Source organism: Mucilaginibacter sp. PPCGB 2223 (assembly GCF_001705515.1).
Lineage (GTDB): Bacteria > Bacteroidota > Bacteroidia > Sphingobacteriales > Sphingobacteriaceae > Mucilaginibacter.
Map to the genome: position 1 here is coordinate 235502 of NZ_MDJS01000002.1, position 16417 is coordinate 251918.

Consider the following 16417-nt stretch of genomic DNA (forward strand, 5'->3'; position numbering starts at 1 on the left):
AATTATTGAAGCTCATGATGGTCTTATGATTATTTAAAAGAAAAATGTTCAGCAATCGGACCTAAGGCAAGCGACGGGAAGAATGACAACGCGGCGATGATAATGATAACCGCGAAGATCATGACACCAAAGGTACCTGTATCCGTTTTTAATGTTCCGGCACTTTCGGGAACGAATTTTTTGTTGGCCAGTATACCTGCAATAGCTACAGGGCCGATGATCGGTAAAAACCTGCTGATGATCATAACCAGGCCTGCAGATACGTTCCAGAAAATAGAGTTATCGCCCAGCCCCTCATAACCCGAGCCATTATTGGCCGAGCTTGATGTAAACTGGTACAGCATTTCCGAAAAACCATGAAAGCTTGGGTTATTTAACCACGCCGATGGTTTTTCGGCCCAGTTGATATTAGGGAAATGTACTAATACGTAGGATGCTATCGCGGTGCTCACCAATATCATAAAAGGGTGCAGCAGGGCTACCAGCGAAGCTATCTTCATTTCGCGGGCCTCGATCTTCCGCCCCATAAACTCGGGTGTGCGCCCTACCATCAACCCCGATATAAACACCGCGATGATGATGAAGATGTAGAAGTTTAAGTAGCCAACACCAACGCCGCCGTAAAAAGCGTTGATCATCATATCAAACATCTGGGCTATGCCCGATACCGGCATCATGCTATCGTGCATAGCATTTACCGAACCGTTTGAGGTAACAGTGGTACATACGCCCCAGTAAGCCGAGGCAGCCGCGCCGAACCGCACCTCTTTACCTTCCATCGAGCCGCCCGGCTGGCTGATGCCCAGGTGAGCAATGGCGGGGTTGCCGCCAACTTCGGCATTGATGGACGGAAAAACAGCGATCATAAAACCGAGCGTCATGACACCGAATATTACCCAGGCCAGTTTCTTTTTGTCCAGATAAAAGCCCAGTGCAAATACCAGCGCTATCGGGATCAGGATGATACTGATGTTTTCGACAATGTTGGTCAGGTAATTAGGGTTTTCGAGCGGGTGCGCTGAGTTGGCACCATACCAGCCGCCGCCATTGGTGCCGACTTGTTTAATAGCGATCATGCCAGCTGCCGGCCCGCGCGAAACATGCACCGTATCGCCCTGCATGCTGATATAAGTATCCTTACCCTTATAGCTGGTTGGTGTACCGTTAAAAGCCAAAATTATGGCTACAACAAAGCTTATCGGTAATAATATGCGGGTGATGGATTTTACGAAGAAATCCCAAAAATTACCCAGTTTATCGGTAACCTTATCTTTCATGGCTTTAAATACCACCATCATGGCTGCAATACCGGTTGCGGCGCTTACAAAGTGCAAAAAGGTGAATACAAATAATTGGGTATAATAGGTAGCTCCGCTTTCGCCCGAGTAATCCTGCAGGTTGGTATTGGTGATAAAGCTGATAGCCGTGTTAAAGGCCAGGTCGGGCGTTTGGCCTGGGTTACCGTCGGGATTTAAAGGCAAATGGTTTTGGAACATCAGGCAAAAAAATGCATAGAATAACCAAAGCACATTGATGGATAGCAGCGCAATCAAATGCTGCTTCCAGTTCATTTCTTTTTTGGTGTCAATACCGCTTAGGCGGAAGATCAGACGCTCAAGCGGCGCAATAAAATCGAACCAGGTTTTCTCGCCTTTAAATACTTTGGCAATGTAGCGGCCAAGCGGAATAGCGAGGGCTACAGTAGCCACGTACATAAAGATAGTACCTGCGTATGCTGTATTCATGGTGTTTTAATTTTTTGAAGGGTTGTTAAAATTTTTCGGGTTTTAAAAGCACGTAGACCATGTAGAAGAACACTGCTACGGCTACGATGAATAATGCGATCATAGCGGTTAGATTTTTTCGAAGTAGTTAACGGATCTGAAGAATAGCCAGAAAATGACTATAAACAGTAATAAGTAAATGAGGATTTGTGTGATGTCCATATGGATAGGGTTTTATGTTCCTGACCTAAGCGATGAGCATTTTTACCTTGAGATATATCATATAAAGTATTGCCAGCATAAAAAGCCATGCCAATACGATGGCGACCCTCTCTTTAGTGGTGTATTTAAGGTTTTGCTCTTTCATTGTTGTTATTTTGATAAAGGCCTCACCAATGAAAATGCCAATAGCGGCAGGAGTTATAAAATTATTTGATTATCAATAATTTAAAGTGATTTTGAACCGTGTTTGATATGATCTAAATCATATCAAAATGATAAGGTTTGTTGATATTGATAGGTTAGGATGAAAAATTTATCCAATGCGATAACTCATTATATTTGTTTGCACCAACTTATGGCACATATCTTACTCATCGAAGACGAACAACGGGTAGCAGCTTTTATCGAAAAGGCGCTCGAAGAGAATAATTACCAGGTTGATGTAAGCCGCGATGGCGCCGAGGCGGTGAAGCAGTTCCCGGCCAGGGTGTACGACCTGGTCATCCTCGATGTATTGCTGCCGCATGTAAACGGTGTTGACGTATGCAGGTACATCCGCCAAAAAGATAAAAATATACCGATACTCATGCTCACCGCCCTCAGCGGTATCGACGATAAGGTAAAAGGCCTTAACACCGGTGCCGACGACTATATGGTAAAGCCTTTTCATGTTAAAGAATTACTGGCGCGGATAGAGGCTCTGCTCAGACGGAAAAGAAAAGATGATGCCGATAATATGATTACGATCGGCGATATCACTTTAAATACCAATAACAATACTACCGAACGGGCGGGGAAAAAAATAAGTCTCACCACCAAAGAGTTTGCCCTGCTGGAGTTGCTGATGCGTAATGCCGATAAGATACTATCGCGGCAGGTGATAGCTAAAACGGTTTGGGGTATTGAGTTTGATACGGGTACCAACGTAGTCGACGTTTATGTTAACTATCTGCGCAATAAGCTGGAGAAAGGTTTCGACAGTAAATATATTCATACGGTGATAGGTAAAGGGTATATCTTTAAAACAGAGCTTTAACGTGAAGATCAAGAACCGCCTTTCGTTGTATTTCAGTCTGATAGGCTCTGGCGTATTGCTTGTTGTGCTGACTTCTATTTACCTCTCGTTTCACTCTTTCATCAAGGATGATTTTTATAATCATCTGAAAGATCGCGCCAACGTAGCGGCACAGCTTTACCTGGAAGCCGATGAGATTACGGCCGACTCGCTGAACCGCGTTCGCGAGCGCTATCTGAAAAGCCTTCCGTCCGAAGTGATCCGCCTGTACGACAGCCGGAACGCCGCTGCCTTTATCCATGATGAAGAAGGCCATTGGGACAGCAAGACGATAGAAACTGTAAGGCGGCGCGGTTACCTGGAATATACCGATGGCGAAAACCAGGTTGTCGGGATTTACTACAAAGATAATCAGGGTAATTTTGTGATCCTGGTTTCGGCTCTCGATACCGATGGCCTGCGCCGTTTGGACCGGATGCTGCAGATCATCCTGGTTGTGTTTTTTATAGTCGGAGCCCTGTTGTATTTTGTTAGCAGGATATTCGCCACACAGGCGCTCTCACCGCTAAACGACCTGGTGAAGCAAATGCAACGTATTAAATCATCGCATTTGAATGTGCGGGTTAACGAGGGCAACAACCGGGATGAAATAACCGAACTGGCCCGCAATTTTAACCGCCTGCTTGCGCACCTGGAAAGCGATTTTGAACTACAGAAAACCTATGTCACCAATGCTTCGCACGAATTGCGCACACCTGTAACCAGCATTATCGGCGAAGTAGAACTGGCCCTGAGCAAAGAGCGCAGTAAAGAAGAAACCGAAAGGACGCTGCAACTGGTGCTCGAAGAATCTGAGCGGTTGATGGATACCATCTCCGGCCTGATGGAACTGGCGCAGGTGGATGTGGATTATAACAGCGCAGCTTTAACTCCGGTACGTATGGACGAATTATTGTGGGAAATACACGACATCTGGAACAGCAAGCTGGGCGCAGGTATGCTGAAAGTGAACATCGAACGCCTGCCCGAAAACGAAACCCTGCTTACCGTGCCCGCCAACCGGCAACTCATGTTCATTGCCTTGAATAACCTGGTGAGCAACGCTTTTAAATTTTCAGGGCAAAAGCAGGTTGTCTGCGATTTGTACGCTGATGAGAACCTCATCCGTATCCGCGTGGCCGACCAGGGTATCGGTATCCCGGCCGAAGATATCGGCAAGGTAACCGCGTCATTCTACCGCAGCCCTAACGCGCGCAATTTTGCTGGCAACGGGATCGGCTTATTCGTTACACAGAAGATCATCCAATTGTTTAACGGTACCCTTTCTATCCAGTCTACCGAAGGCGTTGGCACCACCATCACCACAGAGTTTTTACACAACATTTAAAAATTCTAATCCCGTTCTAATCTCGCGCCTTAAACCGCCATTTAATTTTGACCATCCAAAATTGAATACATACTATGCGGTTAAAATTTGTGCAGGGGCTTTTACCATTTTTATTGATTATTCCCTTGGGTACGGCTAATGCCCAAACCGATACATTACGAATGACTTTCCAGGATGCTGAGAAGCAGTTTCTTCAGAATAACTTCCAGTTGCTCGCTCAAAAATATAATATCGAATCAACCAAAGCACTTGTAGATCAGGCTAAACTATGGGATAACCCGGTTTTAAGTACGGATCAAAACATCCACGATAGCGGCAGTAATAAGTTTTTTTATCATGATGCTACCCTGGGGCAGGTTTATGTGCAGTTAAGCCAGGTTTTCACCACTGCAGGCAAACGCGGCAAACAGGTACAGGTAGCTAAAGATAACGTTAAAGTACAGGAGGCCGAGTTTAACGATCTGATGCGTAACCTGCGTTATAATCTGCAATTAGATTTCAGCCAATTGGCCACGCTAATCGATCAGAACAAGGTCTATCAAAACGAGATCGAATCGGCCACTAACCTGGTTAATGCCATTCAGAAATCGTACGATGCAGGTAATACCTCGATGAGGGACCTGATCCGCCTGAAAGCCCTGCTGTTCGGCTTGCAGAACGATATGCTTGAAAACAGCAAACAGATCAACGACCTGCAAACTGAGTTGAAAACCCTCATCCAGGCAAAGGAAACCACTTTCATTGCCCCGCAGATCAATACCGTACCAAACAAAAACGCTACGCTCGATATCGCCGCACTGATCGAACAGGCCAAAACAAACCGCCCCGATTACCTGTCGAACCAGGCGCAACTGGTGTCGGCACAGCATAACCTCGATCTGCAAAAGGCTATGGCCGTGCCCGATGTAACCATCGGTGCATCGTATGATAAGAACAGCAGCTACGCGCAAAACTATTATGGTTTGCAGATCGGCCTGCCGCTGCCATTCTTCAACCGCAACCAGGGCAATATCAAATCGGCCAAATACAGCATGATGAGCCAGGAGAACACGGTAAAAGATAACGAAGCGCATCTGAAAAACGATGTTGTTGCCGCCATTAACGAATATAAATTGAACCAGCAACTGTTTTCAACGCAGCAACAACAGTTTAACGATCAGTACGATACACTGTTTAAAAATATGATGAAAAGCTTTAAAGAGCGGCAGATAAGTTTGGTGGAGTTTATCGATTTCTTCGACTCGTATAAAGACACCAAACTACAGATGTTTCAGCAGCAATATAACCTGCAAAAAGCCGTAGCCGACCTTGATTTTGCCGTTGGTGCACCCGTAATAAAACCATAATATCCCAAGTACTAACACACGAGAATACACGATAATGAAGAGAGAAATATATGTTACCGGCCTTTGCACGCTAATGTTACTGGTAGCTTGCAAAGACAAAAAACAGGAAGCTACTGTAAACACACAGGTTTGCGTAAGCGATTCGATGGCTAAGATGATCACCATCGATACGGCTAAAACTACTACGATGAAGGACGAGCTTATCCTTTCGGGTGAGGTATCCAACGATGATAACAACGTAGTCAAAGTGTTCCCGTTCAGCAGCGGGCAGGTGTTGGATGTGAAGGTATCGCTTGGCGATAAGGTTTCCAAAGGCCAAACCCTGGCTATTATGCGCAGTGCCGATGTAGCCGGTAATTATACCGATCTGTCGTCGACCCAGTCGGATGTATCGGTAACCAAACGCCAGTTAGAACAGGCCGAGTACCTGTACAAAAACGGCATCGCCAGCGAGCGCGATTTTACCGAAGCCAAAGAAAACTACAATAAGGCCGTGGCTGCAAACAACAAGGTTAAATCGGCATTGTCTATCAACGGCGGCGGCAATACCAGCGCCAACGGTATGCTCATCATCAAAGCGCCGCAAAGCGGTTATGTGGTCGAAAAAAATATTACTGCCGGCAGCTTCATCCGCCAGGATAACAACGGCAGCATGTTCACTATCTCAGACATGAAAGATGTGTGGATATGGGCCAACGTATTCGAATCGGATATCAGCAAAGTAAAAGCGGGATACACTGCCAGCGTAACTACCATTGCTTATCCCGGCAAGGTGTTTACCGGTAAGGTGAACGAGGTTAGTTCGGTGCTCGACCCTGATAACAAAGTAATGAAGATCAAGATCGTTCTGCCCAACCCCGATATGTTGTTAAAGCCGCAGATGTTTACCAACGTAACCATCACCAACAACGAAAAGTCGGAGTCGGTTTCGGTACCTGCCAAGGCGATAGTGTTCGACAGTAGCAAAAATTATGTAGTGGTTTACAATGATAAATGCGATCTGAAAGTACGCGAGGTAAGTATCATCAAAACGGTAGACGATGTAACCTATATCGCTTCGGGTTTAAAGCCGGGCGACAAGGTAGTATCCAAAAACCAGTTGCTTTTGTATGATGAAATAACAGGAGATTAATTGGTGAGTTGTGAGCGGTGAATGGGTAGAAGGGTAAATAGAGAGAATGCCCATTATATCACTCACAACTTTCCGATGAATACTTACTGCGACCAACCGACCAATGACCATTGACAAACGACTAAACAACAATGAATAAATTCATTAAAAATATAATCTACTTTTCGTTAAGGCACCGCTACTTTGTGTTTTTTATGACCGCTATTTTGGTGGTGATAGGTGTATGGAGCTACAGCAATACGCCTATCGAAACCTTTCCTGATGTAACCAACACCCAGATCATCATTATTGCCCAATGGCCGGGCCGCAGCGCCGAAGAGGTGGAGAAATTTATCACCATCCCGATAGAAACGGTGTTGAACTCGGTACAAAAAAAATCAAATCTGCGCACCACTTCGGCCTTTGGCTTATCGTACACCCGCATCATTTTTGATGATGATGTTGACGATGCCTTTGCCCGCCAACAGGTACTGAGCCGTTTGGCAAACGCCGACTTGCCCGATGGTGTAAAACCCGAGATCGAACCGCCTTACGGCCCTACAGGCGAGATCTATCGCTATACGTTGAAAAGCAAAACCAAGTCGTTACACGAGCTGACCGCCATACAGGATTGGGTGCTCGATCGCCAGTTTAAATCGGTACCTGGCGTAGCCGATGTGAACAGCTTTGGCGGCGAAGAAAAAGATTACGAGGTAAGCGTTAACCCGGCCTTGCTGCAAAAATACGGGCTCACTTCGCTCGATGTTTACAATGCCATTAACCGCAGCAATATTAACGTAGGCGGCGATGTGATCGAAAAGAATGATCAGGCCTATGTAGTGCGGGGCATTGGTTTGATCAATGATATTAATGAGATACAAAACATCATCATTAAAAATGTAAACAACGTACCTATACTGGCTAAGGACGTTGCCGATATCAAAGAGTCGGGCCTGCCGCGCCTGGGGCAGGTTGGTCGCGATAAGCAGAATGATGTAATAGAGGGCATTATCGTAATGCGCAAAGGCGAAAACCCGGCCGAAGTGCTGACTGCCGTGCGCAATAAGGTGAGAGAACTGAACGAGAGCATCCTGCCTAAAGATGTAAAGATCGATACCTTTTACGACCGTACCAACCTGATGGATTTTTGTACAGAAACGGTGATCCATAACCTGCTGGAAGGGATTGTGCTGGTAACGGTCATCGTGTTTTTGTTTATGGCCGACTGGCGCACTACGCTTACCGTTGCCATCATTATCCCGCTATCGTTGCTGTTCGCTTTCTTCTGTATGCGTATCAAGGGCATGAGTGCTAACCTGCTTTCGATGGGCGCTGTGGATTTTGGGATCATTATCGATGGTGCGGTGGTGATGGTCGAAGGCATATTCGTCGCGCTCGATCATCGCGCCAAAGAAGTTGGTATGGATAAGTTTAATAAACTGGCCAAACTGGGCCTGTTTAAAAACGTTGGTGCCGAAATGGGTAAGGCTATCTTCTTCTCCAAGCTTATTATCATTACCTGTTTGATACCCATCTTCGCCTTCCAAAAGGTTGAGGGGAAAATGTTTTCGCCGTTGGCTTATACCCTGGGTTTTGCCTTGTTGGGAGCCTTGATATTTACTTTGACATTGGTGCCAGCTTTATCGAGCATCTTACTACGTAAAAACGTTCGCGAAAAGCATAACGTTGTGGTTAACTTTTTTGAGAATGGCATTCGCCGCATGTTTACCTACACATACAAGTTCCCGAAAGCAAGCATCTTGGTGGCTGTAATATTTATGGTGCTCACCTTTTTCTCGGCCAAATTTTTGGGTACCGAGTTTTTACCCGATCTGAACGAGGGCGCCTTATGGGTTGAAGCCGAGTTGCCGATGAGCGTGTCGCTTAACGAGTCGGTAAGTATTTGCCAAAAAATGATGCAGATACTGGGCAAATATCCCGAGGTAAAGCAAACCCTGTCGCAGGTGGGCCGCACCAACGATGGTACCGACCCTAAAGGTTTTTTAAACGTGCAGATACAGGTTGATCTTAAAAATAAAAAAGAATGGCCTAAAGGGTTGACCGAGGATGAACTGATTTCCCAGATGGATACCCAGCTGAAAAAGATCCCAGGTGCGGTATTCAACTATTCGCAACCGATACGTGATAATGTGGAGGAAGCTGTTGCCGGGGTTAACGCTTCGATGGCGATTAAAATATTCGGGCCCGATTTTGATGTGCTCGACAAAAAGGCCAACGATGTGCTTAAGGTGATGAAGAATATCCGCGGGGTTGAGGATCTGGGTTGTTTCAGAAACTTAGGGCAACCCGAGTTCAGGATAGAGCTCGATCAGCGTAAGATGGCCCTTTATGGTGTAAGCACGGCCGATGCCAATGCGGTTATCGAGATGGCGATAGGCGGTAAGGCCGCTACCGAACTGTATGAGGGTGAGCGCCGCTTTGATATCCGTATACGGTATCAGAAGCAGTTCAGGGATACGCAGGAAAAGATCGAAAACCTGATGGTGCCTACGCTTAACGGTTCAAAGATCGCTATCAAAGAGATTGCCGATATCCGCATACTCACCGGCCCGGCATTTATTTACCGGGATAACAATACCCGCTATATTGCTGTAAAATTCTCGGTTCGTGGCCGCGACTTGGGCAGCACCATTGCCGAGTGCCAGCAAAAGGTAAACGAAGCTGTTAAGCTCGATCAGGGCTACTCGTTTGTATGGAACGGCGAGTTTGAGAACCAGATACGGGCATCAAAAACATTATCGCGGGTAGTGCCTGTTTGCTTGCTGGTTATCTTTTTGATCCTGTTCATCACATTCGGTAATGTTAAGGATGCTTCGCTGGTAATACTAAATGTTCCCTTCGCGCTCATCGGCGGTATCCTGGCACTGCATATTACTGGCATCAACTTCAGCATTTCGGCCGGTATAGGTTTTATTGCGCTGTTCGGGGTTTGTATCCAGAACGGGGTGATCCTCATATCCGTGTTCCGCAAAAATATCGAGGCAGGCATGCTGCTCGACCAGGCCATATTGGATGGTGTGATATCGCGCGTGCGCCCGGTGGTGATGACGGCCCTGATGGCGGCCATTGGCCTGATGCCTGCGGCCATATCAACCGGCATAGGCAGCGAAACGCAAAAACCACTGGCTATTGTGGTAATAGGTGGTTTGGTAACATCCACCATATTAACCTTACTGATACTACCTGTAATATACGCACTGGTGCACAGGCTGATACACCGCCGCGAAAACCGTAAACTATTAAAGAAGATAGGAGCAATACACACCTGAAAAACATCGTAAATACGCCCTTCCCTTAATTGTTTAGATAGGGTTTCATCACATCCATTCGATGAACCCGGGAGAAGTCCCCCGAGCGCGAGGCTTGGGGGCTTTTTTATTTGAGGGCGATCTGCCGCTCCCTCTTCCTGAACTGATAGATAGTCAGCATCACCAATATTGAGATAATAATAAACACCAGGTAGCTGTAGCTCAGGTTACGCTCATCCTTTGCGGGAAAGATGTTCACAACCCCGTAGCTTAAAAACGAAATGATAACGTAAGCCATGCCACCGGTCAGTCCGCCGGCAATACCCGCGTTTTGTGGGAACTTAGCCAAACAAAAGGTGAAATAATTATTGAAAGTAAAGCCGGTAGATACATGGATAGCAAAAGCAAAAAATATCAATGAATACAAGTTGCTCACAAACTGCAGGCTAACGATCATGGTAGTAACAAAAAAGGTTTGTAGCCCAAGGTTAGCCACTAAACGTTTATAGAACGGTTTATTAATGGTCGCCTTACCGATAAAGCCGCCCGTCATCCAGGCGAAGCCTAAAATGAGCGAGCTGTAGCCGGCCGTTACCGGCGAAAGGTTCAGGTGGTGCTCGATGATGAAAGGCCCCGTCATGTTATAAACCATCACCATGCCGTAAGCCAGCCCCAGCATTACAATGCCCAGGGTAAAGGTTGCCGTGCTGATCATCGTTTTATAAATGTTGAGGATATTTTTGAGCTGGAATGCCGTTGGCTTAACCAGTGTTTCGCCGCTGAAGAAGTACTCCAACACGGCCATCACAAAGGCAAAGCCTCCTAAAAAATAAAAGCTCGATTGCCAGCCGAAGACGTTTTCGAGATAACCACCGATGAACGGTGCCACGATAGGCCCGGCCGACCAGATGATGGAAAACAAACTTAAATAATGCTTGAGTTTGTCGCCGGTAAACAGATCCACAAAATAAGCGCGTTTAGCTACTACTATGGTACCGACAGTAAAGCCGTGAATGATCCGCATCAGGTAGATAAGGTACAGGTTGCGGGTGGTTGCTATGATTACGCTTGCTGCAGCAAAAATCAATAAAGCGCCCAGGCTGGCTTTGTATCGGCCAAAGCTATCCAAAAAGCTGCCCACAAATAGTTGCGATGCGCCGTAGCTGATCAAAAACAGGCTTAGGGTTAGCTGCACATCAACGCTGTTTACTCTTAAAGCACCTGCCATGGCAGGTAGTGAAGGGATGTAAATGTCGGTTGCGAAACCGGATAAAGGTAAAAGGGCAAAAGCTAAAATGATGGCTATGCCCGAATTTTTGTCTTTCATAAATGGCACAAAACTGATGATAATTGATAAAATGCGGATGCTTTTCAGCGACATCTCTCTGTCAAAATTTAAACTGGCGACGGATTTACATCAAATTGTTTAAATCCAATTAGGCTGAATAGCATGTCAATATAGCTGAGTGTTGTGTTAACTAAAATGGTTTTAATTGTACCCCGAACAATTAAATAAAAAGGCTACCCGCTATACTTAATTTGCGTTACTTTTATGCCCGTAATAACCAATCCCAGCTATAAACCGGCTAAAACCTTTATTGTATGATGATCCTGAAAAAGAGCGCAGTTGCCATACTGCTTTTTTGTTCTGTTAGTGCTTATGCGCAAAACGATAAACAAATTATAGTGCAAACCCGGCATGTTTCACTGGTATTGACCATTGGTAAGAGTGGCAGGGTTTACCAATCGTACTTTGGGAAGCGCCTGCTCAATACTGCCGATTACGCGCAATTGAACAGCACCAAACACGAGGCCTATATTACCGGCGGGATGGAAGACCAGTTTGAGCCGGCCATTAAAGTTACGCATGCTGATGGCAACCCGTCGTTAGAGCTTAAATACATTAATACAATATCCAGTCATAGCGGTGATGATGCTACCGAAACGGTCATCAATTTAAAAGATCCGAAATACCCGGTTGAGGTAGCTTTGCACTATCAGGCATTTGATAAAGAAGATGTGATCAAAGCATGGACGGAGATCAAACACGATGAGAAAACGCCATTGTTACTGACCAATTACGCCTCGGCCATGTTGCATTTTGATGCAAAAAAATACTGGCTTACCCATTACCATGGCGATTGGGCCTGGGAAATGAAGATGCAGGAAGACGAGCTGACTACCGGCAACAAGATCATCGACAGTAAACTGGGTACCCGTGCCGATATGTACGAAGCGCCTTTGTTTATGCTTGCGCTGAACAAGCAGGCCGATGAAACCAACGGCGAAGTGGTAGCAGGTTCGCTGGCCTGGACGGGTAATTTCCAATTCCAGTTTGAGATGGATGAGCATAACTCGCTCAGGGTGATATCGGGCATTAACCCGGTGGCATCCGAATATCACCTGGATGCGGGCAAAACCTTTACCACACCCGCCTTTATTTTTACCTATAGCAACCAGGGCAAAGGGCAGGCAAGCCGCAACCTGCACAAATGGGCGCGTGAGTACGGTATTACCGACGGTACCAAACCACGCATGACTTTATTAAACAACTGGGAGAACACCGGCTTTAAGTTTGATGAAAACGAATTGGTAGCTTTGTTTGATGATGCGACCAAGCTGGGTGTCGACCTGTTTTTATTAGACGATGGTTGGTTTGCCAACAAATACCCCCGCGATAACGATAAAGCCGGCCTGGGCGATTGGGAAGAAAATAAAGCCAAGCTACCACATAAGGTGGAGTACCTGGTAAAGCAGGCCGAAACCAAAGGCATTAAGTTCGGCATCTGGCTCGAGCCCGAAATGGTAAACCCTAAAAGCGAACTGTACGAAAAACATCCCGACTGGATACTGAAACTGCCTAACCGCGACGAAAACTACCAGCGTAATCAATTAGTGCTCGACCTGACAAACCCTAAGGTGCAGGATTATGTTTACAGCATTGTAGATAACATGATGACCAATAACCCGGGCATCGCCTATATTAAATGGGATTGCAACAGAACTATGAGCAATACCTATTCGCCATATTTAAAGGATAAACAATCGCAGGTGTATGTTGATTATACGCTGGGGCTTTATCATGTTCTGGATAAAGTAAGGGCCAAATACCCGCATTTGCTCATGATGCTATGCTCGGGTGGTGGTGGCCGTACCGAATACGGCGCGCTTAAATACTTCACCGAATTTTGGCCGAGCGATAACACCGACCCGCTCGAAAGAGTGTTCATCCAGTGGGGTTATTCCAACTTTTTCCCGTCTATCACCATATCGGCACACGTTACCCAATGGAGCAAAACTGCATCCATCAAATACCGCACCGATGTAGCCATGATGGGCCGTTTGGGTTACGATATCAACGTAAAAAAAATGAGCGATGCCGAAGTGCAATTCAGCAAACAGGCCATCAAAAACTATAACCGCTTAAATAATGTGATCTGGTACGGCGACCTGTACCGTTTGATATCGCCTTACGACGAAGACCGTGCTGTTTTAATGTATGTTAACGATACCAAAAGCAAGGCCGTACTGTTTAACTACTTTTTAAATGTGCGTTACAAAGCGCAATTTAACACCGTAAAATTGCAGGGCCTCGACCCTCAAAAGAACTACAAGGTTGAAGAAACCAATATGATGGACGGCATCAAATCGAACTTTAACGATAGCGGCAAAGTATACAGCGGCGATTATTTGATGACCGTAGGCCTGAATCTGTCGGCGGGTAAGATCCTACCTCAAACCAGCAATGTTATCGAGATCACTCAGCAATAATGAAAGGTTAACGTTACATTGCATGTAAATAACCGTTAGTTATTAGCTGATAAGCCATAATATTGCGGCGCTTATAAACCTACTTTTGACGTAGCTGCATGGAGTTTATCCGTAAACTATGTTGTAACCAATTATTGAATATTTACATGGACTTTTTCCGCAGGGATTTTAAACATATCAGCCTGGTTGTAAGTTGCATTGTGCTGATGGGCACTGATGTAAGCGCACAGCAAAAATCTATTTACCATAAAGGATGGATAGATTTTAACAAGAATGGCAAAATGGATGTGTTTGAAGATCCATCGCAACCGACAGACGCCCGGGTAGCCGATCTGCTCTCGCAGATGACCGTTGAAGAAAAGACCTGCCAGACAGCCACGCTTTACGGCTACGGCCGCGTATTGAAGGATGAAATGCCTACGCCCGAATGGAAGAACGAGATATGGAAAGACGGCATAGCCAATATTGACGAAGAACTCAACGGACTGGCGTATCATCCAAAATCGGACACCAAATACTCCTACCCGTACAGCCGCCACGCCGAAGCTATCAATGCCATACAAAAATGGTTTGTTGAAGAAACCCGCCTGGGCATTCCTGTTGATTTTAGCAACGAGGGCGTGCACGGCCTTAACCACGATAGGGCCACACCGCTGCCATCGCCCATTGCTATTGGCAGCACCTGGAACAAAAGCCTGGTTTATGAGGGTGGGATGATCGTTGGCCGTGAAGCAAAAGCCCTGGGTTATACCAATGTGTATGCGCCTATCCTCGACCCGTCGCGCGACCAACGCTGGGGCCGCGTGGTTGAAACTTATGGCGAAGACCCTTTCCTGATCGCCGAACTGGGCAAACAGATGACCCTGGGCATCCAGGATCAGCATGTAGCTGCAACGGTAAAGCATTTTGCAGTTTACAGCGTGCCCAAAGGCGGGCGTGATGGTAACGCGCGTACTGATCCGCATGTTGCGCCGCGCGAAATGCAGTCGATATTTCTGTACCCTTTCAGGCGGGTGATCCAGGAAGCGCATCCCCTGGGCATTATGAGCAGTTATAACGATTGGGATGGTGTGCCGGTAACAGGCAGCTATTACTTTTTAACTGAGCTGCTGCGAGAGAAATTTGGTTTTACAGGCTATGTTGTTTCGGATAGTGAGGCGGTAGAGTTTATCTACACTAAGTACCATGTGGCAACTGACGCTAAAGATGCGGTAAGGCAGGCGTTTGAAGCGGGGTTGAACGTTCGCACCCATTTTACCATGCCGGGTGCTTTTATTAACCCATTGCGCGAGTTGGTTAAGGAAGGCAAGGTATCGATGAAAACGCTGGATAGCCGCGTTTCCGATGTGCTGCGGGTTAAGTTCAAACTGGGATTGTTCGATCAGCCCTATGTTGCCGACCCGAAAAAAGCCGACGAGATCATTGATCCTAAAAAGACCAAAGATTTTGTGGTGGATATGGCAAGGCAATCTATTGTGTTGCTCAAAAACGATCATAATTTTTTACCGCTTGACATTAAAAAAACAGGCAAAATTTTGGTTGCCGGTCCGCTGGCTACTGCTACCAGGTACCTGATCAGCCGTTATGGCCCGTCGAATATCGCAACACCGACCGTGCTTGATGGTATTAAAAACTACGTGGGCAATCGTGCACAGGTGAGCTACGCCAAAGGTTGCAATGTGGTTGATGCCACCTGGCCTGAAAGCGAGATCATTAATACACCACTAACTACCGATGAACAAAGAGGTATTGATGACGCAGTACAGCAGGCCAAACAATCGGATGTAGTGATAGCCGTTCTGGGTGAAGATGAAGACCAGGTTGGCGAAGCTAAATCGCGCACGGGGCTTGATCTGCCTGGCCGGCAGGAGAAATTACTGGAAGCCTTAAAAGCTACCGGTAAGCCTGTTTTGCTGGTGCTTATCAACGGGCAACCTTTAACTATCAATTGGGCAAACCGTTATGTTGACGGCATCATTGAAGCCTGGTTCCCGAATAATGCCGGTGCACAGGCTATTGCCGAAAGTATTTTTGGCGATTATAACCCGGGCGGTAAACTATCTATAACCTTCCCTAAAACAACAGGCCAGATCGAATTTAATTTTCCGTTTAAACCAAATTCGCAGGCTAACCAGCCCAGCCAGGGGCCAAACGGCTATGGCAAAACCAGTGTAAATGGAGCTTTATATCCCTTTGGCTTCGGCTTAAGCTATACCACATTTTCGTACAGCAATTTAACCATCAACTGCGACGGGCATAAAACAAGTGATATACAGGTTGGCGTAACCATTCAAAATACCGGCAAAGTTAAAGGCGACGAAGTGGTACAACTGTATTTAAAAGACATGGTGAGCAGTGTAGTAACCTACGATACACAACTGCGCGGTTTTGAGCGCGTCTCGTTAGCGCCTGGTGAAACCAAAACTGTAAAATTCACCCTGCACCCCGATGATCTTTCGCTATTTGATAAGAATATGAACTGGGTTGTTGAACCTGGCGCTTTTGAGGTGCGCATGGGCAGTTCGTCCGAAGATATCCGCCTTAAAAAACAATTCACCATTACTGATTAACA

The 16417-nt window shown here is 46.2% G+C and carries 10 protein-coding genes; 7 read left to right on the forward strand and 3 right to left on the reverse strand.

The annotated features are described in order from the left end of the window. Positions 1 to 29 precede the first annotated feature (29 nt). Together kdpA and BEL04_RS24760 are read right to left on the reverse strand one after the other, a co-directional pair. Positions 30 to 1745: a potassium-transporting ATPase subunit KdpA gene (kdpA, locus tag BEL04_RS11735; protein ID WP_066003988.1), complete on the reverse strand. Its 1716-nt coding sequence runs from the start codon at positions 1743 to 1745 to the stop codon at positions 30 to 32. Positions 1746 to 1770: 25 nt separating this feature from the next. Then, positions 1771 to 1848: a potassium-transporting ATPase subunit F gene (locus tag BEL04_RS24760; RefSeq protein ID WP_083227938.1), complete on the reverse strand. Its 78-nt coding sequence runs from the start codon at positions 1846 to 1848 to the stop codon at positions 1771 to 1773. 453 nt (positions 1849 to 2301) lie between these two features. On the opposite strand from BEL04_RS24760, the gene BEL04_RS11740 reads away from it, so the two are divergent. The 5 genes from BEL04_RS11740 to BEL04_RS11760 all read left to right on the forward strand — a co-directional run bounded on the left by BEL04_RS11740 (position 2302) and on the right by BEL04_RS11760 (position 10095). Then, entirely contained in the window at positions 2302 to 2982 is a 681-nt protein-coding gene (locus BEL04_RS11740) for a response regulator transcription factor (RefSeq protein WP_066003989.1), read from the forward strand. 1 nt (position 2983) lies between these two features. Beyond that, positions 2984 to 4348, forward strand: a complete 1365-nt coding sequence (locus BEL04_RS11745) for an ATP-binding protein (RefSeq protein WP_066003990.1) — start codon at positions 2984 to 2986, stop codon at positions 4346 to 4348. A gap of 74 nt (positions 4349 to 4422) precedes the next feature. Continuing rightward, on the forward strand, positions 4423 to 5694 hold the full coding sequence (locus BEL04_RS11750) for a TolC family protein (RefSeq protein ID WP_066003996.1): 1272 nt from the start codon (positions 4423 to 4425) through the stop codon (positions 5692 to 5694). A 34-nt stretch (positions 5695 to 5728) separates the two neighbouring features. Next, complete coding sequence (locus tag BEL04_RS11755) at positions 5729 to 6826, forward strand: efflux RND transporter periplasmic adaptor subunit (RefSeq protein WP_066003999.1); 1098 nt, start codon at positions 5729 to 5731, stop codon at positions 6824 to 6826. 131 nt (positions 6827 to 6957) lie between these two features. After that, a complete protein-coding gene (locus BEL04_RS11760) occupies positions 6958 to 10095 on the forward strand; it encodes an efflux RND transporter permease subunit (RefSeq protein ID WP_066004001.1) in 3138 nt (1045 codons plus the stop codon). 106 nt (positions 10096 to 10201) lie between these two features. Here the strand turns inward: BEL04_RS11760 and BEL04_RS11765 are convergent, their stop codons facing one another. Then, entirely contained in the window at positions 10202 to 11455 is a 1254-nt protein-coding gene (locus BEL04_RS11765; RefSeq protein ID WP_083227894.1) for an MFS transporter, read from the reverse strand. 221 nt (positions 11456 to 11676) lie between these two features. On the opposite strand from BEL04_RS11765, the gene BEL04_RS11770 reads away from it, so the two are divergent. Beyond that, positions 11677 to 13845 carry an alpha-galactosidase gene (locus BEL04_RS11770; protein ID WP_254659565.1) on the forward strand — a complete coding sequence of 723 codons (2169 nt, stop codon included), beginning with the start codon at positions 11677 to 11679 and terminating at the stop codon, positions 13843 to 13845. A gap of 146 nt (positions 13846 to 13991) precedes the next feature. Further along, positions 13992 to 16415: a glycoside hydrolase family 3 N-terminal domain-containing protein gene (locus tag BEL04_RS11775; protein ID WP_083227895.1), complete on the forward strand. Its 2424-nt coding sequence runs from the start codon at positions 13992 to 13994 to the stop codon at positions 16413 to 16415. The last annotated feature ends 2 nt before the right edge of the window (positions 16416 to 16417 follow it).